The organism is Mycobacterium sp. MFM001 (assembly GCF_003402475.1).
Lineage (GTDB): Bacteria > Actinomycetota > Actinomycetes > Mycobacteriales > Mycobacteriaceae > Mycobacterium.
The window spans coordinates 205,602-229,973 of the sequence record NZ_BFAB01000001.1 but is presented as its reverse complement, the minus strand read 5'-3'; the positions used below and the strand labels follow the sequence as shown (position 1 = coordinate 229,973).

The 24,372-nt window shown below is 67.8% G+C and carries 24 protein-coding genes; 13 read left to right on the top strand and 11 right to left on the bottom strand.

Annotated elements, in window-relative coordinates:
* Positions 1-62: 62 nt before the first annotated feature.
* On the bottom strand, positions 63-803 hold the full coding sequence (locus tag MFM001_RS01075) for a glucose 1-dehydrogenase (protein ID WP_116372696.1): 741 nt from the start codon (positions 801-803) through the stop codon (positions 63-65).
* A gap of 6 nt (positions 804-809) precedes the next feature.
* Positions 810-1,625: a MarR family transcriptional regulator gene (locus tag MFM001_RS01070; protein WP_116372694.1), complete on the bottom strand. Its 816-nt coding sequence runs from the start codon at positions 1,623-1,625 to the stop codon at positions 810-812.
* A gap of 103 nt (positions 1,626-1,728) precedes the next feature.
* Here MFM001_RS01070 and MFM001_RS01065 point away from each other — a divergent pair, with 103 nt between their 5' ends.
* Both MFM001_RS01065 and MFM001_RS01060 read left to right on the top strand, forming a co-directional pair.
* On the top strand, positions 1,729-2,868 hold the full coding sequence (locus tag MFM001_RS01065; protein WP_116372692.1) for a dihydrodipicolinate reductase: 1,140 nt from the start codon (positions 1,729-1,731) through the stop codon (positions 2,866-2,868).
* Positions 2,869-2,946: 78 nt separating this feature from the next.
* On the top strand, positions 2,947-3,861 hold the full coding sequence (locus MFM001_RS01060; RefSeq protein WP_116372690.1) for a hypothetical protein: 915 nt from the start codon (positions 2,947-2,949) through the stop codon (positions 3,859-3,861).
* 15 nt (positions 3,862-3,876) lie between these two features.
* On the opposite strand, the gene MFM001_RS01055 is transcribed toward MFM001_RS01060, so the two are convergent.
* Entirely contained in the window at positions 3,877-4,935 is a 1,059-nt protein-coding gene (locus MFM001_RS01055; RefSeq protein WP_116372688.1) for a sigma-70 family RNA polymerase sigma factor, read from the bottom strand.
* On the opposite strand from MFM001_RS01055, the gene MFM001_RS01050 reads away from it, so the two are divergent.
* From MFM001_RS01050 to MFM001_RS01035, 4 genes are read left to right on the top strand one after another with little or no spacing between them, the layout of a single operon-like run.
* Complete coding sequence (locus MFM001_RS01050; protein WP_116372686.1) at positions 4,883-5,722, top strand: alpha/beta hydrolase; 840 nt, start codon at positions 4,883-4,885, stop codon at positions 5,720-5,722. The two genes, MFM001_RS01055 and MFM001_RS01050, sit on opposite strands and share 53 nt — an antisense overlap.
* 43 nt (positions 5,723-5,765) lie before the next feature.
* Positions 5,766-6,512: a DUF2786 domain-containing protein gene (locus MFM001_RS01045; protein ID WP_116372684.1), complete on the top strand. Its 747-nt coding sequence runs from the start codon at positions 5,766-5,768 to the stop codon at positions 6,510-6,512.
* The gene (locus tag MFM001_RS01040) at positions 6,512-7,015 is read left to right on the top strand and encodes a TIGR04338 family metallohydrolase (protein ID WP_116372682.1); all 504 of its coding nucleotides are present in this window, start codon (positions 6,512-6,514) and stop codon (positions 7,013-7,015) included. Before MFM001_RS01045 ends, MFM001_RS01040 begins: the two co-directional genes overlap by 1 nt.
* Positions 7,012-9,108, top strand: a complete 2,097-nt coding sequence (locus MFM001_RS01035) for a glycoside hydrolase family 3 C-terminal domain-containing protein (protein WP_192886817.1) — start codon at positions 7,012-7,014, stop codon at positions 9,106-9,108. The genes MFM001_RS01040 and MFM001_RS01035 overlap by 4 nt, the downstream gene beginning before the upstream one ends.
* 21 nt (positions 9,109-9,129) lie before the next feature.
* Here MFM001_RS01035 and MFM001_RS01030 read toward each other — a convergent pair whose 3' ends face one another.
* Positions 9,130-9,276 (bottom strand): metallothionein, encoded by a 147-nt coding sequence (locus tag MFM001_RS01030; protein ID WP_083133171.1) that lies wholly within the window; start codon positions 9,274-9,276, stop codon positions 9,130-9,132.
* A 129-nt stretch (positions 9,277-9,405) separates the two neighbouring features.
* On the opposite strand from MFM001_RS01030, the gene MFM001_RS01025 reads away from it, so the two are divergent.
* Positions 9,406-10,065, top strand: coding sequence for an O-methyltransferase (locus tag MFM001_RS01025; RefSeq protein WP_116373533.1), 660 nt, complete (start codon positions 9,406-9,408; stop codon positions 10,063-10,065).
* Here the strand turns inward: MFM001_RS01025 and MFM001_RS01020 are convergent.
* Positions 10,058-11,041, bottom strand: a complete 984-nt coding sequence (locus MFM001_RS01020; protein WP_116372680.1) for a nitronate monooxygenase family protein — start codon at positions 11,039-11,041, stop codon at positions 10,058-10,060. The two genes, MFM001_RS01025 and MFM001_RS01020, sit on opposite strands and share 8 nt — an antisense overlap.
* Before the next feature lie 137 nt (positions 11,042-11,178).
* On the opposite strand from MFM001_RS01020, the gene MFM001_RS01015 reads away from it, so the two are divergent.
* A complete protein-coding gene (locus tag MFM001_RS01015; protein WP_116372678.1) occupies positions 11,179-11,622 on the top strand; it encodes an SPW repeat protein in 444 nt (147 codons plus the stop codon).
* Between the two features lie 63 nt (positions 11,623-11,685).
* Here MFM001_RS01015 and MFM001_RS01010 read toward each other — a convergent pair whose 3' ends face one another.
* Both MFM001_RS01010 and ilvD read right to left on the bottom strand, forming a co-directional pair.
* A complete protein-coding gene (locus MFM001_RS01010; RefSeq protein WP_238158828.1) occupies positions 11,686-12,336 on the bottom strand; it encodes a class I SAM-dependent methyltransferase in 651 nt (216 codons plus the stop codon).
* 2 nt (positions 12,337-12,338) lie between these two features.
* Complete coding sequence (gene ilvD / locus MFM001_RS01005) at positions 12,339-14,048, bottom strand: dihydroxy-acid dehydratase (RefSeq protein WP_116372676.1); 1,710 nt, start codon at positions 14,046-14,048, stop codon at positions 12,339-12,341.
* 71 nt (positions 14,049-14,119) lie between these two features.
* Here ilvD and MFM001_RS01000 point away from each other — a divergent pair, with 71 nt between their 5' ends.
* The 3 genes from MFM001_RS01000 to MFM001_RS00990 all read left to right on the top strand — a co-directional run bounded on the left by MFM001_RS01000 (position 14,120) and on the right by MFM001_RS00990 (position 16,859).
* The gene (locus MFM001_RS01000; protein WP_116372674.1) at positions 14,120-14,410 is read left to right on the top strand and encodes a metal-sensitive transcriptional regulator; all 291 of its coding nucleotides are present in this window, start codon (positions 14,120-14,122) and stop codon (positions 14,408-14,410) included.
* 71 nt (positions 14,411-14,481) lie between these two features.
* Positions 14,482-15,708 (top strand): MFS transporter, encoded by a 1,227-nt coding sequence (locus MFM001_RS00995; RefSeq protein WP_116372672.1) that lies wholly within the window; start codon positions 14,482-14,484, stop codon positions 15,706-15,708.
* Positions 15,709-15,842: 134 nt separating this feature from the next.
* Positions 15,843-16,859 carry a L,D-transpeptidase gene (locus tag MFM001_RS00990; RefSeq protein WP_116372670.1) on the top strand — a complete coding sequence of 339 codons (1,017 nt, stop codon included), beginning with the start codon at positions 15,843-15,845 and terminating at the stop codon, positions 16,857-16,859.
* Between the two features lie 66 nt (positions 16,860-16,925).
* On the opposite strand, the gene MFM001_RS00985 is transcribed toward MFM001_RS00990, so the two are convergent.
* Positions 16,926-18,911: a M13 family metallopeptidase gene (locus MFM001_RS00985; protein WP_116372668.1), complete on the bottom strand. Its 1,986-nt coding sequence runs from the start codon at positions 18,909-18,911 to the stop codon at positions 16,926-16,928.
* 41 nt (positions 18,912-18,952) lie between these two features.
* On the opposite strand from MFM001_RS00985, the gene MFM001_RS00980 reads away from it, so the two are divergent.
* Complete coding sequence (locus MFM001_RS00980) at positions 18,953-19,558, top strand: hypothetical protein (RefSeq protein WP_116372666.1); 606 nt, start codon at positions 18,953-18,955, stop codon at positions 19,556-19,558.
* Positions 19,555-20,244, top strand: a complete 690-nt coding sequence (locus MFM001_RS00975; RefSeq protein ID WP_116372664.1) for a hypothetical protein — start codon at positions 19,555-19,557, stop codon at positions 20,242-20,244. Before MFM001_RS00980 ends, MFM001_RS00975 begins: the two co-directional genes overlap by 4 nt.
* A gap of 110 nt (positions 20,245-20,354) precedes the next feature.
* Here the strand turns inward: MFM001_RS00975 and MFM001_RS00970 are convergent, their stop codons facing one another.
* Genes MFM001_RS00970 through MFM001_RS00960 form a run of 3 tightly spaced genes read right to left on the bottom strand, consistent with a single transcriptional unit; the run spans position 20,355 to position 24,246 of the window.
* A complete protein-coding gene (locus MFM001_RS00970) occupies positions 20,355-20,777 on the bottom strand; it encodes a CoA-binding protein (protein WP_116372662.1) in 423 nt (140 codons plus the stop codon).
* Entirely contained in the window at positions 20,774-21,304 is a 531-nt protein-coding gene (locus tag MFM001_RS00965; RefSeq protein WP_116372660.1) for an XRE family transcriptional regulator, read from the bottom strand. The genes MFM001_RS00970 and MFM001_RS00965 overlap by 4 nt, the downstream gene beginning before the upstream one ends.
* Entirely contained in the window at positions 21,301-24,246 is a 2,946-nt protein-coding gene (locus tag MFM001_RS00960) for an MMPL family transporter (protein ID WP_116372658.1), read from the bottom strand. The genes MFM001_RS00965 and MFM001_RS00960 overlap by 4 nt, the downstream gene beginning before the upstream one ends.
* Between the last annotated feature and the right edge of the window lie 126 nt (positions 24,247-24,372).

Genomic DNA, 24,372 nt, shown 5'->3' with positions numbered 1-24,372 from the left:
CCCTGCGGTAACGCGTTACAAAACGGGCCGTCGCTAGTGATGTGACCTGCCGGTATGTGTGCCTATGCACTCTTGTGCGGCACGCCCACCGTCAGCCCGCCGTCCACGACGAACTCTCCTCCGGTGGAGTACGACGACTCGTCGGAAGCCAGGTAGACGACGCAAGCCGACACCTCGCCGGCTTCCGCGGCCCGGCCCAGCGGGATCTGCAAGAAGTCCTCCGGAATGCCCGCCGTCATCGGGGTGCGGATCATGCCCGGATGGATGGAGTTGACTCGGATGTTGTGCGGCGCCAGCTCCAGCGCCGCGGCCTTGGCCAGGCCCCGCACCCCGAACTTCGATGCGACGTAGCCGTAGAGCCCGGGGCTGCCGCGCAGACCTTCGACCGAGGAGATGTTGATGATCGAACCGCCGCCGGCGGCGATCATCGGTTCGACCGCGGCCTGCATGCCCAGAAACGTGCCGGTGAGGTTGATGTCGATGATCTGCTGCCAGTCGGCGAGCGGGAAATTCTGCAGCGTGTTGCCGTTGACGATGCCGGCATTGTTGACCAGCACGTTCAGCGTGCCGAACTGGGTGACCGCGCTCTGCACGGCGGCCTTCCACTGATCGGGCTGGGTGACGTCGAGATGCACGAAGCGGGCCGCATTCCCGAGTTCTTCAGCCAGCGCGTTGCCGTCGTCGTCAAGGATGTCGCCGAGAACCACCTTGGCCCCTTCGGCGATCAATGCCCTCGCATGTGCGGCGCCCATACCGCGGGCGCCACCGCTGATCAGTGCAACTTTTCCGTCTACGCGTCCCATGGCCGGTCACGCTAACAGCAGCGTTTGCGCATGCTTGAGCGCCTTGTCGAGTTGGGCGAGCGTCAGCTTTTCCGGCCGGCTCAGGTGGATTTCGATCTGGTACGCCGGCTGGCCGTCGCTGCCGAAGATCGGCAAGACGACGAATTCCGTTGAGGCCAATTCGGTTTCGAGCGTGTCGGTCACGGAGTGCAGCGTGACCATCGTCATCAGTGTGCTGAGCTGACGGGTCACTTGGGCGGTCGGTTCCAGCGATGCCAGCACCTTGGTCAGCCGATCGTGCAGCGAGGCGTGGGCGTCGTCGAACCGCCAGGCGCCGTAGCCGCGCCGGCGGATGTCGGCGAGCACCCGTCGATGCGCCGCGATATCGGTCGGGGTCAGCCGCGGCATGACCCGCTTTAGCCACGCGTCGACGGCGTCGTCGTCGCGCCATGCCATCGCCACCAGGCCGAACGGCGGGTCGATTGGAAAGCGTTGGCCGACAGCGTGTTCGCCGTCGGTGCCGTGGCCCACCGTGTCCACGGTGGTCAGATGCCGCTCGCCGATCTTCGACATCGAGCAGCCGGCGCCCAGGGTTTGGTGCAGAAATGTGAGCGCGTCGCGGCCGCGGTCCAGCAGGGGGAATTGTGTGCGCAGTCCGTGGACCAGGCCGAACAGGCCGCTACCCAGCACGTAGCGGCGGTCGTCGCGGCGGGCCACCCAGCTGCGCCGCTCCAATTCGGCCAGCACCAGCGCACACGTCGACGTGCTGATGCCGCAACACTTCGCCAGTCCCGCCGAGGTGCGCCCATCGGGCGAATCTGCCAGTGCGGCAAGGACATCCATGACGCGGCCGGTCGGCGGCGATTTGACCGTTGACGAAGGCACAGCCACCTCCTTACGATCCGTCCAGAATATAACTGTCTGAGTCCTAATATTAGGAGCTTTGATGTTCAAGGTCGGCGTTTGGGGTCCGGGTTCGATGGGCTTGATCGCCCTGCGCGGGGTGATCGACCACCCTGCGCTGGAATTGGTCGATCTCGTCGTGCACAGCGACGCCAAGGCGGGCCGGGACGCGGGGGAGTTGTGCGGGATCGGCCCGGTGGGGGTGGTGGCGACGCAGGACCCCGCGTCTCTGCTGGCCGGTGACGCCGATGCGGTGATCTATGCCGCGGCAGCGAATCTGCGTCCTGCGGAGGCGATCGCGGACATGGTCTCGATTCTGCGGGCCGGCAAGAACGTGGTGTCGTGCTCGGTGGTGCCGCTGGTCTACCCCGACGGTGTCGACGCCGCGTTCACCGATCCGTTGCGGGAAGCCGCGCTGGCGGGCGATGCGTCGTTTTTCACCACCGGCATCGACACCGGGTTCGCCAACGATATTCTGCCGCTGGCGCTTTCGGGGGTGTCGCGGGTTATCGAAAGCGTGCGGGTGACCGAGATGTTCAACTACGCCACCTATCCGGACAAGGCGGCGGTCTACGAGATCCTCGGGTTCGGCAAGCCGCGGGAGTTTGCCGCGTTCGCGGCGCAGCCGGGAATGTTCACCTTCGGTTGGGGACCGGTGCTGCACCAGCTCGCCGCGGGGCTCGGCGTGAAGATCGACCACATCGACGAGAACGTCGAGCGAATTGCGGCGACCGAGTCGTTCGACACACCGACCGGGCATATCGCCGCGGGAACCATCGGTGCGATGCGGTCGACGTTGACCGGATACGTCGACGGCAGAGCCACTTTCGTCGTCGACCATGTCACCCGCATGCACGACGACATGGCGCCGGACTGGCCGCAGCCACACATCTCGATCCCGCCGCGCGACTTCGGCTACGGAGCCGCGTCGGGCCGCGGCGCGTACCGCGTCGAGATCGAAGGCTCGCCGAGCATGCGCTGCGAGTTCGAGATGGCCGACGACCACGACCACGACCTGGGCGCGCGGATGGCCGGCGCATCGCGAATGGTCAACGCTATTCCGGCGGTGTGTGAGGCGCGGCCCGGTCTGCTCTCGGCGCTGGACCTGCCGCTGGTCACCGGCACCGGCCTGGTTCGGTCGGTGCCGGGTCCGTCGCCCGACAGTCGCCGAATGTGGACTTAATCAACGCTTTTCCACAAGTTGGGTTGCAGAAGTCCACATTCGACTTGCGCCGTCGGCTGGTGGTGACAAGCTCCGCGCATGGGGGAGCGGGATTGGCCCTTTGTCGGCACCGAAGCATTGGCAGAAGGACGCGTTACCAAGCGAACCCTGCGCAGCCGACACGAGATGATTTATCGCAATGTGTACATGCCGAAGGGCCACGAGTTGAGCGCCGTCACGAAAGGGGTCGCGGCCTGGTTGTGGTCTGGACGAGCTGCCACGATCGCTGGCCTGTCGGCGGCCGCGCTGCATGGTTCACGCTGGATCGATTCGCGATTGCCGGCGGAATTGAATCGCACCGAGGCGTGCAATGTCGACGGCATCGTCGTCCATCGCGAAAAGCTCCACGATGACGAGAGCTGCCTAGTCCGAGGGATGCCGGTTACCACACCCGCGCGCACAGCCTTCGACCTTGGCCGCCGGAAAGGCTTGACTGCGGCGGTCATTCGAGTGGATGCGCTCGCCAACGCAACCGGTCTCAGCCCGGCGAGTATCGAATCCGTCGTCCAAAACCATCGCGGAGCGCGTGGGCTCGTTCAATTGCGGCGAGTCCTGGAGTTGATGGACGGCGGCGCGGAATCGCCGCAGGGGACCCGGACACGACTCGTGCTGGTTCGTGCTGGACTGCCAAAGCCGAAGACGCAGATCGTCGTACGCAATCGTTACGGAATTCCGTTCGCCCGCATCGACATGGGATACGACGAGTGGAAGGTCGGCGTGGAGTTCGACGGTCCGCAACACTGGACGGATCCCGCGATTCGGACCGCTGACATCGATCGACAGGCCGAGCTTGCCGCGCTCGGCTGGCGGATGGTGCATGCCAGCGGTGACCTGCTGCGGTATCGATCTGACCTGGTGGTGGTTCGCACATGTGATGCCCTGCAGGCAGCTGGCTGCACATGGCTCGCCGATTGTGGACTTGAGGAACGTTTCCAACGTCGATGCGTGGCATAAGTCCACACTCGGCGCCTAGAGGGAGGCCGGCAGGCCGAACCTCTCGAACAGGCTGGTGTCGAGGAAGGCGACGACGTGGCGCACACCGGCGGCCGTGATGTCCAGCACCTGCAGCTGGAACGGCAGGTGGCGATCGCCGTCGCGCATATACATCGCGGCCGCCGGCTGCCCGTTGGCCACTAGCGGAAGAAGCCGCATGTCGCCGGCGGCTTGCGCGGGGCATTGCTGCCGGACCAGGGTGGCAATCGCCTGCGGGCCCTGATACCAGCCGACGAACGGCGGCATCTCCCACACCGCCTCGCTGGTGAACAGCTCCACCAGCCGGTCGACGTCGTAGGCCTCGAACGCCGCGATGTAGCGGGCCAACCGGTCCTGCGCGTCCGGCGAATCCGGCGCCGCCAGCCGATCGTCGGAGCTGGGGCCCACCGCTTCCAATTGCGCGCGCGCCCGTTGCAGCAGGCTGTTGACCGCGGCCGTGCTGGTGCCGATCGCCTCGGCCACTTCGGCGGCCTTCCACTGCAGCACGTCGCGCAGCACCAGTACCGCCCGCTGCCGCGGCGAAAGGTGCTGCAGCGCCGCGACGAACGCCAGCCGCACCGATTCGCGGGAGCCGACGATGTCGGACGGGTCACCGGCCGGGTCCGGTAACGGCTCCAGCCACGCAATCTCGGTGCGTTCCACCAACTCCGCCGTCGGATCCGAACTCGGTGCGCCCAGCCCACTGGGCAACGGCCGGCGTTGCCTGCCCTCCAATGCGGTCAGACAGGTGTTGGTGGCGATCCGATGCAACCAGGTGCGCACCGACGACTTGCCCTCGAAGCGCTCGTAGGCCTTCCATGCCCGCAGATAGGTTTCCTGCACCAGGTCCTCGGCGTCGTGCAGCGACCCGGTCATCCGGTAGCAGTGCGCCAGCAGTTCACGCCGGTACGGCTCCGCGCGGGCCGAAAAGTCACTATCGAAGCTTTCCGCGACCAGGCTCACGGGCAAGAGCTTACGCAGCGCGTATGACATGCTGCCTCTGATGAGTACCACCCGCACCGAACGAACCTTCGACGGCGTCGGCGGCGTGCGCATCGTCTACGACGTCTGGACACCCGACACCGCACCGCGCGGGGTCGTCGTCCTGTCCCACGGGATGGGCGAACACGCCCGCCGCTACGACCACGTCGCGCAGCGGTTCGGCGACGACGGACTGGTCACGTACGCCCTGGACCATCGCGGACACGGCCGCTCCGGCGGCAAGCGCGTACTGGTCAAGGACATCTCGGAGTACACCGGCGACTTCGACACCCTGGTGGGAATCGCCACCAAGGACTACCCGGCGTGCAAGCGCGTCGTGCTGGGCCACAGCATGGGCGGCGGGATCGTGTTCGCCTACGGCGTCGAACGCCCCGACAATTACGACCTGATGGTGCTGTCCGGGCCGGCGGTAGCCGCCCAGGAGCAGGTGTCCCCGCTGTTGGCATTCCTCGCCAAGGCGCTCGGCGCCGTCGCGCCGGGCCTGCCGGTGCAGGAACTCGACTCCAGTGCGATATCGCGCGACCCCGCTGTGGTCAACGCCTACGACGCCGACCCGCTGGTGCACCACGGCAAGGTGCCCGCAGGCGTCGCCCGCGCACTGGTGCTGGTCGGCGAGACGATGCCTGGGCGCGCTCCCGCGCTGACCGCGCCGCTGCTGGTGGTGCACGGATCCGAGGACCGGCTGATCACCGTCGACGGCAGCCGGAGGTTGGTCGAATGTGTCGGGTCCACCGATGTCGAGCTCAAGGTCTACCCCGGCCTCTACCACGAGGTGTTCAACGAACCCGAGCAGAACCAGGTGCTCGACGACGTGATTTCGTGGATCAACGCACGACTGTGAATGGCTGCAGCGAAATGTCGTACGGGTCGGCTAGTTTGGCGCCATGAGTGACGACAAGATGCTGGCGCGGATCGCGGCACTGTTACGTCAGGCCGAGGGCACCGACAACACCCACGAGGCCGAGGCGTTCATGGCGGCCGCGCAGCGCCTGGCCACCGCGACGTCCATCGACCTGGCGGTGGCGCGCTCGCACGCGGCCAAGCGCACGCCCGCTCAGTCACCGATTCAGCGCACCATCACCATCGGTGAGGCCGGCACCAAGGGGCTGCGTACCTATGTGCAGCTGTTCGTGGTCATCGCCCACGCCAACGACGTGCGCTGCGACGTCGCTTCCAACTCGACGTTCGTCTACGCGTACGGGTTCGCCGAGGACATCGACGCCACCCATGCGCTGTACGCAAGCCTGGTGGTCCAGATGGTGCGCGCGTCGGACGCCTACATCGCGTCAGGGGCGCACCGGCCCACGCCGACAATCACCGCGCGGCTGAATTTCCAGCTCGCATTCGGCGCCCGGGTCGGGCAGCGGCTGGCCGAGGCACGGGAAGAGGCCCAGCAAGAAGCCAAGAAGGACCGCGGCAGACCACCGGGAACTGCAATCGCCCTGCGCAACAAGGAAATCGAGCTGCGCGACTACTACCGGGGCGCGTCGCAGGCCCGGGGCACCTGGCGGGCCAGCAGCGCCTCGGCGGGATATTCGTCGGCGGCGCGCCGTGCGGGTGACCGTGCCGGCCGGCGGGCGCGGCTCGGCAACAGCGCGGAGCTGTCGGGAGCGCGGGCCGCGTTGGAGTGATGAGCACTGCTGACCGCGACACGCAGCGCTCGAGGGTCTACGCCGCCGAGGAATTCGTTCGCACGCTGTTCGACCGTGCCGCCGAGCACGCCTCACGCAGCGTCGAGTTCTTCGGCGCGCAGTTGACCCTGCCGCCGGAGGCGCGGTTCGGCTCGGTGGCCGCGGTGCAGCGCTACGTCGACGACGTGCTGGCCCTGCCGGCGGTACGGCAGCACTGGCCCGGCACGCCGCCGCTGCGAGTGCGCGCCCGGCGGGCCGCCACCGCCGCGCACTACGAAAGCGGCGAGGGCACAGGGGTTATCGCGGTGCCCGACCGCGACACCGCCGACTGGGCGATGCGCGAACTGGTCGTGCTGCACGAGATCGCCCATCATCTGTGCGACGAGGCACCAGCACACGGACCACGCTTCGTCACGACGCTGTGCTCGTTGGCCGGGCTGGTGATGGGGCCGGAACTGGGCTACGTGCTGCGGGTGGTGTACGCGAAAGAAGGTGTGCGGTGAGCGATTCCGACGTTCGCGCCCGCGAGGTCGAGGCGCAGATGAGCGACGACGAGCGATTTTCGTTGCTGCGCAGCGTGATGGGCGCCAGCGAGCTGTTGCCCCTGCGTGATGAGCGCATACCGCCGGACGTGCCGATGAGCGCCGGCTACGTACCCGGCGTCGCGCGCCTCGGGGTGCCCGCGCTGCTAATGAGCGACGCTAGCCTGGGCGTCACCAACCCCGGCTACCGGTCCGGCGACACCGCAACCGCGCTGCCGGCCGGCCTGGCACTGGCGGCAAGCTTCAATCCGGCCCTTGCCCGCGCCGCCGGCGCGGCGACCGGGCGTGAAGCCCGCAGCCGCGGGTTCAACGTGCTGCTGGCCGGCGGGATCAACCTTGCCCGTGACCCGCGCAACGGCCGCAACTTCGAATACCTTTCCGAGGACCCGCTTTTGAGCGCGGCGATCGCCGCGGAGTCCGTCAACGGCATCCAGCAGCACGGCGTCATCTCGACGATCAAGCACTACTCGCTGAACTGCAACGAAACCAACCGGCACTGGCTGGATGCGGTGATTGATCCCGACGCGCACCGCGAATCCGATCTTCTGGCTTTCGAAATCGCGATCGAGCGGGCACAGCCGGGCGCGGTGATGACCGCGTACAACAAAGTCAACGGCGAGTACGCTGGTGGCAACGACGCTCTTATCAACGGCGTGCTGAAAGACGCGTGGGGATACCGCGGTTGGGTGATGTCCGACTGGGGCGCGACACCGAGTTGGGAGTTCGCGGTCAACGGCCTCGACCAGGAATCCGGCGCGCAGATCGACGGAATGTTATGGCAGGGCGAGGCGTTCGGCGACGCACTCAAGGCAGCCTACGACGACGGGAAACTGTCTAAGGAGCGGCTGTCGGACATGGTGCGACGGATTCTGCGATCGATCTTCGCGGTGGGCGTCGACCAGTGGGTCGCGACGCCCGCGGTGGATATGGCGGCCCACCGCCAAGTCGCGCTGGAGGTCGCCCGGCAGGGCATCGTGTTGTTGAAAAACGGTGGCGCGCTGCCGCTGTCGGCTGAAGCGCGCATCGCGGTCATCGGCGGCTGCGCGCAACTCGGCGTGCCCGCAGGCTGCGGGTCGAGCACAGTGGTTCCGCCAGGCGGCTTCGCCGAGGTGTTTCCGCTCGGCTGGCCGGGCAGTCTGCGCAACCTGTATCTGCTGCCGTCGTCGCCGGTCGCCGAATTGCGAAAGCAGTTGCCGCACGCCAGCGTCGAATTCGATCCGGCCGTCACTCCGGCCGAGGCGGTGCTGGCGGCGCGACGGGCCGACGTCGCGATCGTGTTCGCCGTCCGTGTGGAAGGCGAAGGCCTGGACAGCGCCGACTTGTCGCTGCCCTGGGGTCAGGACGAGGTGATCGCCGCGGTCGCCGAAGCCAACCCGAACACCGTCGTGGTGCTGGAGACCGGCAATCCCGTCGCAATGCCGTGGCGCGAGAAGGTCAACGCGATTGTGCAAGCCTGGTATCCAGGCCAGGCCGGTGCTCAGGCGATCGCGGAAGTCGTTGCCGGACAGGTCAATCCGTCAGGCCGTCTGCCGATCACGTTTCCGGTAGATCTCGACCAGACGCCGCGTCCCGAGCTGCCCGGGCTGGGAGCACCGTGGGGAACGGCGACAACCATCCGCTACACCGAAGGCGCCGAGGTCGGCTACCGATGGTTCGCCAGCCGGGGCCTGGAGCCGATGTTCGCGTTCGGGCACGGCCTGTCCTACACCAGCTTCGAGCACCGCGACCTGGTGATCAGCGGCGGCGACACGATCACCGCCAGCCTCACCGTGGTGAACACTGGCGGTCGTCGCGGCGCTGACGTGCCGCAGGTCTACCTGACCGCGGCCGCAGACGGAGAACGATTGCGGCTGCTCGGATTCGAACGGGTTGAACTCGACGCCGGCGAGTCCCGCCGTGTGACGATCGAGGCGGAACCGCGGCTGTTGGGTCGCTATCGCGACGGCAGGTGGCGCATCGCGCCAGGCCGTCACGCGGTCGCGGTGGGCTCGTCGGCGGTGGCCCTGGAACTTACGGGGGAAGCCGAGCTAACCGGCCGCGATTTCGGACGCTGACCGGCCAGCCCGGCGACTCCACTAGCTGACAGCGACCAGTTCGTCGCCGCAGGTGCAGCGGTAGGCCTCGCCCGAACCGGCGCAGTGGCACTCGACCTCGATACGAACCCGGCATCCGCATCCTTCGTGGCCACAGGTGAGCAAGGTCCCAGCCTCGTAATTGCTCATGAAGTCAACCCTGTCTGTGTTGGGATCCCGGAGGATTCCGGGATGCTTGCCCGGATGCAGTGTATACCCCATAGGGGTATACCGTAAAGGCCGTCGTACCGATTCCCGTGATCGGCTAGCGTGGACGTCATGACTGCGCAGCCGAACCCGAAGGATGTCGACGCGTTTCTGGACGCGACGGTGGTGGGCGACGATCCCGAGTTGACCGCCGCACTCGAGGCCAGCGACGCGGCTGGATTGCCGCGCATCGCCGTGTCGGCCCAACAAGGCAAGTTCCTCGGCCTGCTGGCCGGAGCGATCGGGGCCCGTCGCATTCTGGAAATCGGCACGCTGGGCGGGTTCAGCACCATCTGGCTTGCCAGGGGAGCCGGCCCTGAGGGACGGGTGGTCACGCTGGAATACGACCCCAAGCACGCCGAGGTCGCGCGCGCCAACCTCACCCGCGCCGGTGTCAGCGACCGGGTGGAGGTGCTGGTGGGTGCCGCGTTGGAGACGTTGCCGACAGTGACCGGCGGTCCCTTCGACCTGGTATTCATCGACGCCGACAAAGAAAACAACGTCGCCTACCTGGAGTGGGCGGTCCGGCTCACCCGGCCCGGCTCAGTCATCGTGGTAGACAACGTCATTCGCGAAGGACGGATCCTGGCGCAGGACTCCGGCGACGAGGCCGTCAAGGCGTCACGGCGGACGCTGGAGCTGATGGGCGAACACCCGCGCCTGGACACCGCGGTGATTCAGACGGTCGGCGCCAAAGAGTGGGACGGCTTCGCGATGGCGTTGGTCAAGTAGGCGTCAAGTCTTCGACGGCCTGCCGGGCGGAGGTCACCTTGTCGATGCGCAACGCGGTTTCGCCGGCGTAGAGCGCGCCGCAGTCCACCGACGACTCCGGCATGCCGTCCAGCGGCGCCAGCGGCGAAAACACCGGCAGCGCAGGGGACTGCAGACGGATCAGCACGTCGGCGTCGAAGTAACCGAGCACGGACAGCCAGCGGCTCGCAGAGTTGAGAGCGGCGGGCAATGCCTTGGCAGACCCGTCATCGCGGCACCATCGTCGGGTGGCGGCGTTGGGGACGACCCGGTGCCGAAGCGGCCAACTGAGCCCGAACAGCGTGGTCTCGACGGTCTTGTCGGCGTTGACGATTCGCTGCTGATATGCCGGGTGGGCGCTGGCCTCGTGGGTCATCAAGAACCGCGTGCCGGCGATGACGCCATCGGCGCCGGCATCGAGTGCCGCACGGGTGTCGGCGCCGGAAGCTATTCCGCCGGCGACGAATACCGGCCGCTGACCGGCTGCAGCCCGTGCCCGCGGCAGGAATTCGAGCGCCGACATGGTTCCGACGAGATGTCCGCCGGCCTCGCGGCCCTGGGCGATCAAACCATCGGCGCCCCAGGCGATTGCGTCGCGCGCCTGCGCCTCGGTGCCGACCATCACGAATACGAAGATCCCGGCGTCGCCGAGCCGCTGCACCAGGTGTCGATCACCGCCGAAGGCCACCACGACGACGTCGACCCGATACTCGACGCACACCTCGACGTGGCTGCGGCGCACGAAGGGCATCAATAGATTCACCGCGACGGCACGACCGGGGGCCTGTGCGCGCACGTCCGCTATCGCGGTTTGCAGGTGCCGGGGCGTCACCAGCCCGAGTGTGCCCAGCCCGCCGGCCTGGGCCACCGCACCGGCCAGCCGCGCGCCCGCGATTCCGCCGCCCATGCCGGCCTGGCCTACCGGGACGTCGAGCCGGAGTCGATCAGCGATGTTCATGTGTTGACGCTAATTCACCGCCGTCGGACCCCACCAGTTTTCGTTGCTGGCGAATGCTCAGCGAGCGTAATCTTGGGAGCAGGTGGATGGGTTGCAGTGGGCCCAAAAGGCTTGCTGCATAACAGAAAGGTCACAAAATGAGCACAGTCCATTCATCAATCGATCACCACCCGGATTTGTTGGCTCTGCGGGCGCGGTATGAGCGCGCCGCCGAGTCGATGTCCGCGCAGGGCACCTTCGGTCTGATTTTGCTGACGGCGGTCTATGCGGCGGTGTCGCCGTGGATCGTCGGCTTCCAAATGACCAGGCCGCTGGCGGTCAACGACCTGATCGTCGGTCTCGTGTGCGCGGCGCTGGCGTATGGGTTTGCGGCCGCATTGGACCGCACTCACGGCATGACCTGGACGCTGCCGGTCCTCGGGGTGTGGTTCATCGTTTCGCCGTGGGTCATCTACCACGTCTCGCCGCACGGCGGCATGATCTGGTCGAATGTGATTGCAGGTGCGGTGCTTACCGTGCTGGGCTTGAACGCGATGTACTTCGGTATGCGCGCGCGCAGCGACGAAGCAAAGCACGCATAGACTAGGCGCCGATTCTCCTCTGACCCGGCCGGGCAAGCCGGCCGGGAGAGGTCTTGTACGCCATCATGTTTCGAGCGGTAGGCGCCAGTCCAAAAGGTATCGCCAGAACACCAGGCGTCGCACCCGCACTCCGGGCAGCGTTGCGGTTGCCAGTTGCCGGGCCTGGCGGGTTGTCAGCGCGGGATCGACAACCTTCGGCATCATCTCGTGGGTGGGCTCGATTCGATACCAACCGCCTTGAGTGACCGCCCGCAGCGTCGCGAATACGACCCCGAAGGCGCGGTGACCGACCGCGGCGCACACTTCGTGCGGCAACTCATGACGCAGGTCGGAGCGCGGGAGGACGATGGCGGCCAACACGCCGCCGGGTCGCAGCGCGGGCGCGAGGTGCCGCAGTGCCTCGTCGAGAGGCAGATGGTGCAGCGCCGTGTTCGAGACGATCGCATCGTAATGATTGGCGGGCAAATCCGACTGCATGACATCGGCCAAGGTGCAGGTGACGTTCGCCGGCGTGCGCTGCCGGGCCGCCTCGATCATCACCGGCGACTTGTCCACCGCGTCGACGTGCTGTACACGGGTGGCTAGTCGGGCAGCGAATTCCCCGGCGCCGCAGCCCACGTCGAGCACCCGTGTGCACGGTCTGGGCAACTGCCTCATCAGCCGGCGCTGATAGTAGGCGTTGTGATCCCACGCCAGCCAATCCGTCGCTGCCAAGGTTATGTGCAGACCGCTCCGATTGCCGCGGACCCCACGAGCTTGGTGTACTTGGCCAGCACGCCGGTGGTGTACCGCGGTGGCAGGGGCGTGAAACCTGCACGGCGGGAAGTGAACTCGTCGGCGTCGACGAGGACGTCGAGCGTTCCGTTGGCGACGTCGAGGCGGACGCGGTCGCCGTCGCGCAGGAACGCGATCGGTCCGCCGTCGACCGCCTCGGGTGCGACGTGTCCGACGCACAGCCCGGTGGTGCCGCCGGAGAACCGGCCGTCGGTCAGCAACAGCACGTCCTTGCCCAACCCGGCGCCCTTGATGGCGCCGGTGATGGCGAGCATTTCGCGCATCCCCGGCCCGCCCTTCGGGCCCTCGTAGCGGATCACCACCGCGTCACCGCTCTTGATGGTGCCGTCTGCCAGGGCGTCGAGCGCGGCCCGCTCCCGGTCGAAAACCCTTGCGGTGCCTTCGAACACGTCGGAGTCGAAACCCGCCGACTTGACTACTGCGCCCTCAGGCGCCAGCGACCCGTGCAGGATCGTGATGCCGCCGGTCGGGTGAATCGGGTTGTCCAGGGCCCGCAGCACCTTGCCGTCCGGGTCCGGCGGCGCGATGTGCGCGAGGTTTTCGGCGACGGTCTGCCCGGTCACCGTCAGGCAATCACCGTGCAGCAGACCGGCATCCAGCAATGCCTTCATCACCACCGGGACACCGCCGATGCGGTCGACGTCGAACATCACATGGCGGCCGAAGGGTTTGACATCGGCCAGGTGCGGCACCCGCGACCCGACCCGGCTGAAATCCTCCAGCGACAGCTTGACGTTGGCCTCGTACGCGATGGCCAGCAGGTGCAGCACGGCGTTGGTGGAGCCGCCGAACGCCATCACCACCGCGATCGCGTTCTCGAACGCCTCCCGGGTGAGGATGTCGCGGGCGGTGATGCCGCGGCGCAGCAATTCGATGACGGCCTCACCGCTGCGACGGGCGAACACGTCGCGGCGGCGATCCGTCGCCGGCGGTGCCGCGCTGCCGGGCAGCGACATGCCCAGTGCCTCAGCAGCACTCGCCATCGTGTTGGCGGTGTACATGCCGCCGCAGGCGCCCTCGCCCGGGCAGATGGCGCGCTCGATGGCGTCGACGTCCTCGCGCGGCATCAGGCCGCGCGCGCACGCGCCGACCGCCTCGAACGCGTCGATGATCGTGACGTCGCGCTCGGTGCCGTCGGACAATTTGGCCCGCCCGGGCAGAATCGAGCCCGCATAGAGGAACACTGCGGCCAGATCCAATCTGGCTGCGGCCATCAGCATTCCGGGCAGCGACTTGTCGCAGCCCGCGAGCAGCACCGAGCCGTCGAGGCGCTCGGCCTGCATCACGGTTTCCACGCTGTCGGCGATCACCTCGCGCGACACCAGCGAGAAGTGCATGCCCTCGTGGCCCATCGAGATCCCGTCGGACACCGAGATCGTCCCGAACTCAAGCGGATAACCGCCCGCGGCGAAAACCCCTTCCTTCACCGCCTTGGCCAGGCGGTCCAACGACAGGTTGCACGGCGTGATCTCGTTCCACGACGACGCCACACCGATCTGCGGCTTGGCGAAGTCCTCGTCGTCCATGCCGACCGCGCGCAGCATTCCGCGGGCTGCGGCCTTCTCCAGACCGTCGGTGACGTCGCGGCTGCGGGGTTTGATATCAGGGGTACGTGCCTTGGTTTGGGGCATGGCCCAAGTATGCGCGGGCCGCGAGCACCTCCCAAATCAATTTAGATACCCCGCGGGGGTACCCTGGACGCATGACTGCCGCGCACGGCTACTCGCCGCAGAAGGACAACTACGCCAAGCGGCTGCGCCGCATCGAGGGTCAGGTGCGGGGCATCGCCAAGATGATCGACGAGGACAAGTACTGCATCGACGTCCTCACTCAGATCAGCGCCGTCAACAGCGCGCTGCGGTCGGTCGCGTTGAACCTGCTCAACGAGCACCTCGGGCACTGCGTAAGCCGCGCGGTGGCCGACGGCGGCGACGAGGCCGACGCGAAACTCGCCGAAGCCTCCGCCGCGATCGCCCGACTCGTGCGTTCCTGACGCGCACACGCCCGAATACCCATGATTGAGTGCTGGTCGTGGGGGGAGTGCGTACGGTTAGTGCAGCCCTGATGACCGCCGAAACCGAAACCCTTCGCAGCGGACCGTGGACGCCGCGGATCGCGGTGCAGTTGTCGGTGCTGGCGGCCGCGGCATTCATCTACGTCACTGCCGAGATCGTGCCGGTGGGCGCGCTGCCCGCCATTGCCCGAGATCTGCACGTCAGCCTCGCTCTGGTCGGCACCCTGTTGTCCTGGTACGCCCTGGTGGCGGCGTTGACGACGATTCCGCTGGTGCGCTGGACCGCGCACTGGCCGCGCCGGCGGACGCTGCTGCTGACGCTGGCCTGCCTGACCATGTCGCAGCTGGTGTCGGCGCTGGCGCCCAACTTCGCGGTGCTGGCCGGCGGACGGGTGCTGTGCGCGATCACGCACGGCCTGATGTGGTCGGTCATCGCGCCGATCGCGACGCGGCTGGTGCCGCCCAGCCACGCCGGACGTGCGACGACGGCGATCTATGTGGGCACCAGCCTGGCGCTGGTGGTGGGCAGCCCACTGACGGCGGCGATGAGCCTGATGTGGGGCTGGCGGTGGGCCGTGGTGTGCGTGACCGTCGCGGCGGCGATCGTCACCCTGGCCGCGTGGCTGGTGCTGCCGGAGATGGTGCTGTCGGCGGAGCAGCTCGAGCGGGTCGGCCCGCGGGCCCGCCACCACCGCAACGGCCGGCTGTGGGCGGTGAGTTTGCTCACAATGGTGGCCGTCACCGGCCACTTCGTGTCCTACACCTTCATCGTGGTGGTCATCCGCGACGTCGTGGGCGTGCGGGGACCCAATCTGGCGTGGGTGTTGGCCGTTTACGGGATCGCCGGGCTGGTGGCAGTGCCGGTGGTGGCGCGGCCGCTGGACCGTCGACCCAAACGCGCGGTCATCGTGTGCATGGCGGGGCTGGCGACGGCGTTCGTGCTCTTGACCGCGCTGGCGTTCGGTGGGCGGGCCACCGTCGCGACGGCGCTGGTGGGGACGGCTGCGATCGTGCTGTGGGGTGCGATGGCGACCGCGGTGTCGCCGATGCTGCAGTCGACGGCGATGCGCAACGCCGCGGGTGACCCCGACGGGGCGTCGTCGCTGTATGTCACGGCGTTCCAGGTCGGCATCATGGCCGGTTCGCTGGCCGGTGGGCTGCTCTACGAACACAGCGTGCCGGTGATGCTGGCCGCGTCGGCGGTTCTGATGGGCTTCGCGCTGGCGGGGATGACCGCGAGCCGGCACATCTTCGACGTGCCCGCCGACCACGAGTAACGCTTCCGGCCGTCCGGCCGATGACGTATTAGCGCAGGTCAGCGCGATGACGGGGGATGTAGGGCGGCCGCTGAATCCCGGGTTGCTCTCCGCGCTATGCCACACTGGTTGGGACTGTGACTGGAGGTATGCATATGTCGCGATGGACGAGGGGAACTCTCGTCGCCGCGCTCAGCACAGCCGGATTGACCGCTGTGCTGACGCTGGGCACCGGTTCGGCGCTGGCCGATCCCGACCAGCCACCGCCGCCCGGCGACCCTGGCGTGGCAGAACCCGCACCGGCTGACCCGCTGGCGCCGCCACCCCCGGCCGACCCGTTCGCGCCACCGCCGGCCGACCCGCTGGCCGGCCCGCCCCCCGCGGCGCCGGCAGCACCGGCGACCCAGCCTGCGGCCGCCGCGGGTCCGGTGGCCGGGCAGAACCCGGAGCCCTTCACGGGCCAGCCGCCGTTCCTGCCGCCGACGTTCACTCCGGTCAGCGGCTCGATGGTCGGCGTCGCCCAGCCGATCATCATCAACTTCCAGCGGCCGATTGCCGACAAGCCGATGGCCGAGCAGGCGATCCACATCTCGTCGACGCCGCCGGTGCCGGGCAAGTTCTACTGGATGACCCCCACTCAGGTGCGGTGGCGGCCAATCAACTTCTGGCCGGCCCACACCAACGTGCACATCGACGCCGCGGGCACCACGTCGGACTTCCACACCGGTGACGCGCTGGTGGCGACCGCCGACGACGCCACGCACACGATGACCGTCACCCGCAACGGGACCGTGGAGAAGACCATCCCGATGTCGATGGGAATGGCGGCCGGTGGCCACCAGACGGCCAACGGCACCTACTACGTGCTCGACAAGAAAGCCAAGGTGGTGATGGATTCCACCACCTACGGCGTGCCGGTCGACTCGACCTACGGCTACAAGGTGAATGTCGAAAACGCCGTGATGTTCGACAACAGCGGCGATTTCGTGCACAGCGCGCCGTGGTCGGTGTCCGATCAGGGCAAGCGGAACGTCAGCCACGGCTGCATCAACATCAGCCCGGCCAACGCGAAGTGGTTCTTCGACAACTTCGGCACCGGCGATCCCATCGTCGTGAAGAACTCCGTCGGCACCTACAGCAAGAACGACGGCTCCAACGACTGGCAGCTCTAGGTCGCCGAGAAGACGCAAAAGCCCCGCACGCCTCGGCGTGTCGGGGCTTTTTGCGTCTTCTCGCCATTAATTCCAGATGCGCACCCGGCGGGCCGGCTCCAGGTAGAGGACGTCGTTCTCGGCGACGTCGAACGCATCGTAAAACGCGTCGATGTTGCGGATGACGCCGTTGCAGCGGAACTCCGGCGGGGAATGCGGATCGACCGCCAGACGCCGAATCGCCTCGGCGTCACGGGATTTGGTGCGCCACACCTGCGCCCAGCCGAAGAACACCCGCTGGACGCCGGTCAGCCCGTCGATCACCGGGGCGGGACGGCCGTTCAGCGACAGCTGATACGCCAGCAGTGCTATTGAGAGACCACCCAGATCACCGATGTTCTCGCCGACGGTGAACGCGCCGTTGACGTGGTGGCCGTTGTCGAGTGCACGCGGCGTGTAGCCGTCGTATTGCTCGATCAACGCCTTGGTGCGGGCGCCGAACTCGGCGCGGTCGTCGTCGGTCCACCAGTCGACCAGATTGCCGTCGCCGTCGTATTTGGCGCCCTGGTCGTCGAAGCCGTGCCCGATCTCGTGGCCGATCACCGCGCCGATACCGCCGTAGTTGGCGGCGTCGTCGGCCTGCGGGTCGAAGAACGGCGGCTGCAAAATGCCTGCGGGGAAGACGATTTCGTTCATCCCCGGGTTGTAGTAGGCGTTGACGGTCTGCGGGGTCATGAACCACTCGTCGCGGTCGACAGGCCCGCCCAGCTTGGCGAGTTCGCGGTCGTGGTTGACCGCGTAGCCGCGTTGGTAGTTGCCGTAGAGGTCATTGCGGTCGATCACCAGCGCCGAATAGTCGCGCCATTTGGCCGGATAGCCGATCTTGGCGGTGAACTTGTCGAGCTTGGCCAGCGCACGTTCCCGGGTCTGCGGCGTCATCCACTCCAGGCCCTCGATGCTGATCCGGTACGCCTCGCGCAGGTTGTCGACCAGCGCGTCCATCCGGGCCTTGGCGTCCGGCGGGAAATGCCTTTGCACGTAAAGCTTTCCGACGGCATCGCCGAGCAGGCCCTCGACCATCGACACACCGCGCTTCCAGCGCTCGCGGATCTCTTCGGCGCCGGTCAGCGCTCGGCCGTAGAACGCGAAGTCCTCGCGCACCAGCGCGTCGGTCAACAGCCCGGCGCGGGCGTGGATCAATCGCCAACTCGCCCAACGCTTCCAGTCGTCAAGCTCCTCGCTGTCCCACAGCGCCGCAAACTCGGTGAGGTAATCCGGTTGGCGCACAACGAGTTCCGCGACCGCATCCGGTGTGCTGCCCAGTGCGCTCACCCAGCCCGGCCAGTCGAAGCCTGGTGCCTCCGTGGACAGGTCGCTGAACGTGCGCAGGTTGTAGGTGAGCTCGGCGTCGCGGCGCTTGACCACGTCCCAGTGCGCGGCGGCCAGCTTGGTCTCCAAAGCCACGATGCGGTCGGCCGTTTCGGCATGGTCCGCCGCGTCGCCGCCGTACACCAGTGCGAACATCCGCGCGATGTGGCCCGGGTAGCCGCCCAGCAGCTCCGCGTGCTGCTCGTCGCGGTAGTAAGACTCGTCGGGCAGACCGAGGCCCGACTGGTTGACGTGCACCAAATAACGGGCGGAGTTCTTTTCGTCGGTGTCGATATACAAGCCGACTCCGCCGCGGACGCCGGTGCGTTGCAACGCCCCGACCACGGCCGCCAATTCGTCGGTGTCGGTGGCGACGTCGATCAGCGCCAGCTCGTCGAACAGCGGCTGCAGGCCGCGCCGTTCGACGGCGTCCTCGTCGAGGAAGCTCGCGTAGAGGTCGCCGATGCGCTGTTCGTCGGTGCCGGCCGTCGCGGACTGCTCGCTGAGTTCGGTGATCAAGTCGCGGACCTGCTCCTCTGCCCTGTCGAACAGCGAGCGGAAGGCTCCGTCGGTCGCCCGGTCGGGCGGGATCTGGTACTCGGTGAGCCAGCGGCCGTTGACGTGACCGAACAGGTCGTCTTGCGGGCGGACACCAGCGTCGACATTGCTCAGGTCGATGCCCGAGTGGATTGCTTCAACAGTCACCCTGCCATCCTTACCACCGACCGGCAGGTAGCCTCACGGCCATGCCCGACGAGGGGGAGCAGACGCAGACCGAGCCGGCCGCCGAGGAAACGCCCGGCGGCCCGCTGTTCTCCGCGTACGGCATCGCCTCCGCGGTGCTGGGCGTGCTGTCGGTCGCGGCGATCGCGCTGGGCGTGCTGATCTGGACCACACACCGCGGCGACGTCGACGAGCGGCGCTACCAGAGCCGCGTCATGCAGACCGCCGCCGAGTGGACCGGCGTGCTGATCAACATGAACACCGACAACGTCGACGCCAACCTACAGCGGCTGCACGACGGCACCGTGGGGGAACTCAACGCCGACTTCGACTCCGCCATGCAGCCCTACCGGCAGGTGGTGCAGCGCCTGCAGTCCCGCAGCACCGGCCAGATCGAGGCCGTCGCGATCGAAACGGTGCACCACGAGCCGGACGCCCAGCCGGGCCGCCGGCCGGCCGACCCGCTGCCGGCAGGAATCGCCCGACGCACCGACACCGTCATGGTGGTCGCCACGTCGGTCAGCGAGAACGTCGGCGGCAAGCCGCAGACCGTGCACTGGAATCTGCGGCTGGCGGTGTCAGACGTCGACGGCAGGCTGCTGATCTCACAACTGGGGTCGATCCGATGAGAAACGCGTGGCGGGTGGCGGCGTTCGACGTTGCGGCGCCGCTGGCGGCGATCGCGGCGTTGCTGGCGATCGGCGTGGTGCTGGCCTGGCCGCTGTGGTGGGTGGCGACGTGCTCGGCGCTGATCCTGCTGATCGTCGAGGGCATCCTGGTCAATTTCTGGCTGCTGCGACGGGATTCGGTCACCGTGGGCACCGACGACGAGGCACCGCTGCTGCGGCTGATCGTCGCGGCGCTGTGCGCGGCGGCGCTGGTGGCCGCGGTGCTGACCGGGTACTACCGCTGGACGACGCCCGACCGCGAGCTCAAACGCGACTCGGCCGACGTGGTGCGGATCGCGACCGGGATGGCGGAGGCGGCGGCGTCGTTCTCCCCGGGCGCCCCGACCGCGTCGATCGACCGGGCCGCGGCGATGATGGCGCCCGACAAGGCCGGAGCGCTGAAGGAGCAGTACGCCAAGTCCAGCGCCGACCTGGCCCGTCGCCACGTCACTGCCCAGGCCCAGACACTGGCGGCCGGTGTCGAAGCGATCGGACCGTCGGCGGCCCTGGTGGACGTGATCCTGCGGGTCACCCAGGATGTGCCGGGGCAGCCGCCCGAGCACGCGAGCCCGGCGGTGCGGGTGGCGTTGAGCAAGGACAGCGGCAGCTGGCTGGTGCTCGACTGGTCGCCGATCAACTCGCGGTAGCGTCCCGAGTCACGTGTCGAGTGTGGGGGAAATGCACACAAACCGCCCGCTTTTCGTGCATATCCCCCACGTTCGACGAGTCGAAGCGAACGGATCGCCCAATTGATGGCTCAGGACGACAGCCGCGCGTGCTCGACCATCAGGCAACGGTCCATCACCACCTGCAGCCCGGCGGCCTCGGCGTCGCGGCCCACCTGCTCGTGCCATAGCCCCTGCTGCAGCCAGAGCGTTTTCGGGTGCGGTTGCAGGGCGAGGGTGTCGGCCAGCACGGCCGGCAGCTCGTCGAACCGGCGGAAGACGTCGACCATGTCGGGAATCACCGGGAGGTCGGCCAGCCGCGGATATACCCGCGCGCCGTCGATGTCGGTGATCGTCGGGTTGACCGGAAACACTTCGTACTCGCCGGTCGACACCAGGTACGAATAAATCTCGTAGCTCGGCCGGCTGTGTTTCGCCGATGCGCCGACCACCGCGATCGTGCGGGTGTCGGCCAGGATCCGCCGCAGTGTCGCGTCCTCGGGCCGAGCCGTCATTCGCTGTCCGATGGGCGCCGCGACCGCGACTTGGCGAACCGGTCGGACAGGCGTCGCATCCGGATCATCAGCGACGCCGACGGGCTGACCCTGGCGTCGAGGTAGCCGGCCAGCTCCTCGACGGGCACGCCGATGCGCGACGCGAATTCCCTTGGGCCCAACCCGGATCGGTCCATCAGCAGGTGCACGTGGCGGGCTACTTCTTCGCGCTCGTTGGCCTCGAGGTGCGCGCGGGCGCGGTCGAGCACCTCGGCGAGCGCTTTGGAGATGCCGTAGGGGCGGGCCCGCTCGAGCACCTCTTCCACCTGACGCGCGGTGCGGCCGAATGGGTCTCGCTTGATCGCGACCGCGATCTGCTTCCAGGTGGCGATGTCGCCGCTTTCCAGCGCGGCGCGAATCGCCGAGGTGGGCCAGAATTCGACGGGCTGGTCGGCGTACGCAGGCCGCTGCGGCGCCGGGCGGGGGCGCGGGGCGGCGGGGGACCGATGCGGCGCCGGTCCGGGGCGTCGGTCCGATGCCAACGTCACCTCGCCTCCTCCAGCATCGCCACCGCCACCGACAGGCAGCGCTGCCTGACCTCCTCCCAGTCTGCCTTCCCATCCGGTTCGGGCCACTGATCGTCCTCGACATCGGACGGGTGTGGATCCGCGAGCCGACGAACCAACTGGGTAGCGATCCATTGTCGCTTGTTTGATTGACAACAGTAGTACCTGTCCATCCCGGCCAGCACGACCGCGGCGGTTTCGGGCTCCATCGCTTCGACCAGCTCAGCAAATTCCGCGTAGTCGCGGCTGCTGTTGCGCGACATGATCAGGTAGCCCTTGAGACGTAGCGTTTCGGCGCCGGTGGGAATTTGCAGGCGGTCGCCGGTGGGCAACTGCACGTGGGTGGTTTCCACCGGGCTGCGCCGCTCGAAGGCGGGGTGGTCGGCTCGGCGTTCGCTTTGCAGCGCGTCGAGCGCGACGGAGAGCCGACCGCGCCACAGCGTGACCGGGTGCACCGGCCGCCCGGCGCCGTTGCGGTGCGGCAGGCCGCCGACGAGTTTGCGGGTCACCGACCCGTTGGTGGCAGCGGCCATGGCGACGCGGTGGGTGGCGGCGTCGTCGCTGCCCTTGACCCGTCCCCGCAGATCGCCGTTGCGGCCGCACCCGGTGAACGCCAGCGGGTCGGCCACGCAAATCGCGTCGGGGACAAGGTGTTTGAGCTTGGCCGCCGACTTGAGCACCATCCGCAGGTCGGCGCCCGGCACGACCGGCGCGGAGATGTCCTCGGGGATCATCACCACGTCGCCGAGATCGGCCATGGGAAGCGGCTTTTCGAAGTCCACCGACGGCAGGATGCGGTGCAGCCAGGCGGGCAGCCACCAGTTCCACTGGTCGAACATCGCCATCAGGGCCGGCACCATCACCAGCCGCACCACGGTGGCGTCGACCGCGATCGCGACCGCACAGGCCACCCCGATTTCGGCGACCAGCGGCATGCCCGCAAACGCGAAGCCGATGAACACCGCGATCATGATCAGCGCCGCGCTGGTGATCGTGCGGGCACTGGTGCTCACCCCGTAGGCGACGGCGTCGCGGGTGTGGCCGGTCTGCAGGAACCGTTCCCGGATCCGGGTCAGCAAGAAGATCTCGTAGTCCATCGACAGGCCGAACGTCATCGCCAGCACCAGCGGCGGGACCGTGGAATCGATTGACGTGATCGGAGCGAAACCCAGTTTCTCCAACCACCCCCATTGGAAGACCATCACCAGGCTGCCGTAGGCGGCTGCCACCGACAGCACCGTCATCAGCACGCCCTTGAACGCCAGGAACACCGACTGGATCGAGAGCAGCAGCATGACGAATGCGATCAGCGCGACGAATACCAACACCCACGGCTCGGTCCGCGACACCTGGTCGTCGAAGTCTTTGATCAGCGCAGTGGGGCCACCGACGGCCACCTGAGCCGAGCCGACCTCGGGCAGTCCCGGCAGATGGGCCCGCATCCAGTCCACGGTGTGGCGGGCGCCCAGATCCTCGGGATCGACGGCGAGCACCGCGGAAAGCATTGCGCTGCTGTTGTCGTCGGCGAACACCGGTGGCGCCACGGTGACGATGTCGGGTGCCTGCGCGATCTCCTGTCGCAGCGCCCCGAGCGCCTGGCTGTGGCCGGGGGAGGACGCGTCGCCACCTCCGAAGGTGATCAGCACCTGCACCGGGCCCAGCGCGCCGGGCCCGAGCGCCTCGGCGGCCCCGGCTACCCCGGCGCGGATCTCGTGTGAGGAGTCGAACTGCCGCAGCAGGCTGTTGCCCAGCACCATTGACAACGCCGGCGCCGCCATGGCCAGCAGAACCATCGTGGCAGCCAGCGCCCACGCCCACGGCCGGCGCATCACCCAGCTGATCCAGTGCGTCCAGAACCGTGACTGGGTGGTCTCGGGCCGCCGCGACCAGTGCAGCACAGCCGACCTCTTGGCAGCCGCCCGGCCGAACGTCGCCAGCACCGCCGGCGTCATCGTCGTCGAGGTCAGCATCGCCACCGCGACCGCCAAGATCGCGCCGGTGGCCATCGATGCCAGCGCCGGGGTGTCGATCAGATAGATGCCGGTCAGCGAGGCGACGACGGTCATCCCGGACAGCACGACCGCCAGCCCGGAGGTGGCCATCGCGGCGTCGACGGCTTCCTGGGGCTGGCGTCCGGCGCGCAGCTCCTCGCGGAAGCGCATCAGGATGAACAGCGAATAGTCCACAGCCAGCGCGATACCGAACATCGACACCGTCGAGGTGACGAACACCGACATCGTGGTGTAGGCCGACAGCAGATAGACCAGACCCATCGTGATCGCGACCGTGCAGATGCCCAGCGCCAGCGGGATCGCGGCGGCGGCAAGGGACCCGAACACCGCGAGCAACACGATCAGGATGATCGGCAGGTTCCATTTCTCGGCCGCGGCGATGTCGTGTTTGGTGTTGGCGGCCGCGGCCGTGGACAACGCGCCCTGGCCGATGACGTAGAGGCGCACCCGGCCGTTTTCGATCTGCCCGGGTTTGTCGCGCTGCACCCCGACCTTGGTGCGCAGCTTCTTGGCGGCGTCGCTGGCGCTGTTGTTGTTGGAATCCAGCCGCAGCGACAGCACATAGGGCCGGTCGGGCTGCGGCGCCCGCTGCGTCGGGTTGGGCACGATCGCCACGTCGGGGACCTCGCCGGCGACCCGCTTGAGCATCGCGACGGCGTCGTTCATGTCTTCGAAGCTGGCGTCGGCGCGCGGTGCCGCCACCAGCGCCAGCGGCGACGTGCCCTGGTCGGGGTAATGGGCCTCGAGTTCGTCATGGACCCGCAGCGACTGCGACCCGGCCACCTCGAAGCCGCCGCCGGTGAGGTGACCCGACTGGGACACCGTCAGATAGATGGCAGGGATCAGCGCGAGCAACCAACCCGTGAAGACCAGCCAGCGGAAGCGACGCAGGTTGCTGCTGAGGCGCATCATGAACTGCTGGATGGCCGCCCTCCCCGCTTTCCGCGTTTCGTGCAGGCGAGCCTACCGCAGCCTGCTGTAAAGTATCCGGGCTTCGCGTCGCTGAGCTGCAACGACTCGGTATCGGCGGCCGTTACC

Coding starts and splice junctions, on each gene's coding strand:
- MFM001_RS01000 (WP_116372674.1), top strand. CDS start 14,120: ATGACTGCCGCGCACGGCTACTCGCCGCAGAAGGACAACTACGCCAAG.
- MFM001_RS01040 (WP_116372682.1), top strand. CDS start 6,512: ATGAGCACTGCTGACCGCGACACGCAGCGCTCGAGGGTCTACGCCGCC.
- ilvD (WP_116372676.1), bottom strand. CDS start 14,048: ATGCCCCAAACCAAGGCACGTACCCCTGATATCAAACCCCGCAGCCGC.
- MFM001_RS01055 (WP_116372688.1), bottom strand. CDS start 4,935: ATGCGCACGCCGCCGACGCCGTCGAAGGTTCGTTCGGTGCGGGTGGTA.
- MFM001_RS00995 (WP_116372672.1), top strand. CDS start 14,482: ATGACCGCCGAAACCGAAACCCTTCGCAGCGGACCGTGGACGCCGCGG.
- MFM001_RS00975 (WP_116372664.1), top strand. CDS start 19,555: ATGAGAAACGCGTGGCGGGTGGCGGCGTTCGACGTTGCGGCGCCGCTG.
- MFM001_RS01020 (WP_116372680.1), bottom strand. CDS start 11,041: ATGAACATCGCTGATCGACTCCGGCTCGACGTCCCGGTAGGCCAGGCC.
- MFM001_RS01025 (WP_116373533.1), top strand. CDS start 9,406: ATGACTGCGCAGCCGAACCCGAAGGATGTCGACGCGTTTCTGGACGCG.
- MFM001_RS00990 (WP_116372670.1), top strand. CDS start 15,843: ATGTCGCGATGGACGAGGGGAACTCTCGTCGCCGCGCTCAGCACAGCC.
- MFM001_RS00960 (WP_116372658.1), bottom strand. CDS start 24,246: ATGATGCGCCTCAGCAGCAACCTGCGTCGCTTCCGCTGGCTGGTCTTC.
- MFM001_RS01050 (WP_116372686.1), top strand. CDS start 4,883: ATGAGTACCACCCGCACCGAACGAACCTTCGACGGCGTCGGCGGCGTG.
- MFM001_RS01075 (WP_116372696.1), bottom strand. CDS start 803: ATGGGACGCGTAGACGGAAAAGTTGCACTGATCAGCGGTGGCGCCCGC.
- MFM001_RS01060 (WP_116372690.1), top strand. CDS start 2,947: ATGGGGGAGCGGGATTGGCCCTTTGTCGGCACCGAAGCATTGGCAGAA.
- MFM001_RS01015 (WP_116372678.1), top strand. CDS start 11,179: ATGAGCACAGTCCATTCATCAATCGATCACCACCCGGATTTGTTGGCT.
- MFM001_RS01030 (WP_083133171.1), bottom strand. CDS start 9,276: ATGAGCAATTACGAGGCTGGGACCTTGCTCACCTGTGGCCACGAAGGA.
- MFM001_RS01065 (WP_116372692.1), top strand. CDS start 1,729: ATGTTCAAGGTCGGCGTTTGGGGTCCGGGTTCGATGGGCTTGATCGCC.
- MFM001_RS01045 (WP_116372684.1), top strand. CDS start 5,766: ATGAGTGACGACAAGATGCTGGCGCGGATCGCGGCACTGTTACGTCAG.
- MFM001_RS00970 (WP_116372662.1), bottom strand. CDS start 20,777: ATGACGGCTCGGCCCGAGGACGCGACACTGCGGCGGATCCTGGCCGAC.
- MFM001_RS00980 (WP_116372666.1), top strand. CDS start 18,953: ATGCCCGACGAGGGGGAGCAGACGCAGACCGAGCCGGCCGCCGAGGAA.
- MFM001_RS01070 (WP_116372694.1), bottom strand. CDS start 1,625: ATGGATGTCCTTGCCGCACTGGCAGATTCGCCCGATGGGCGCACCTCG.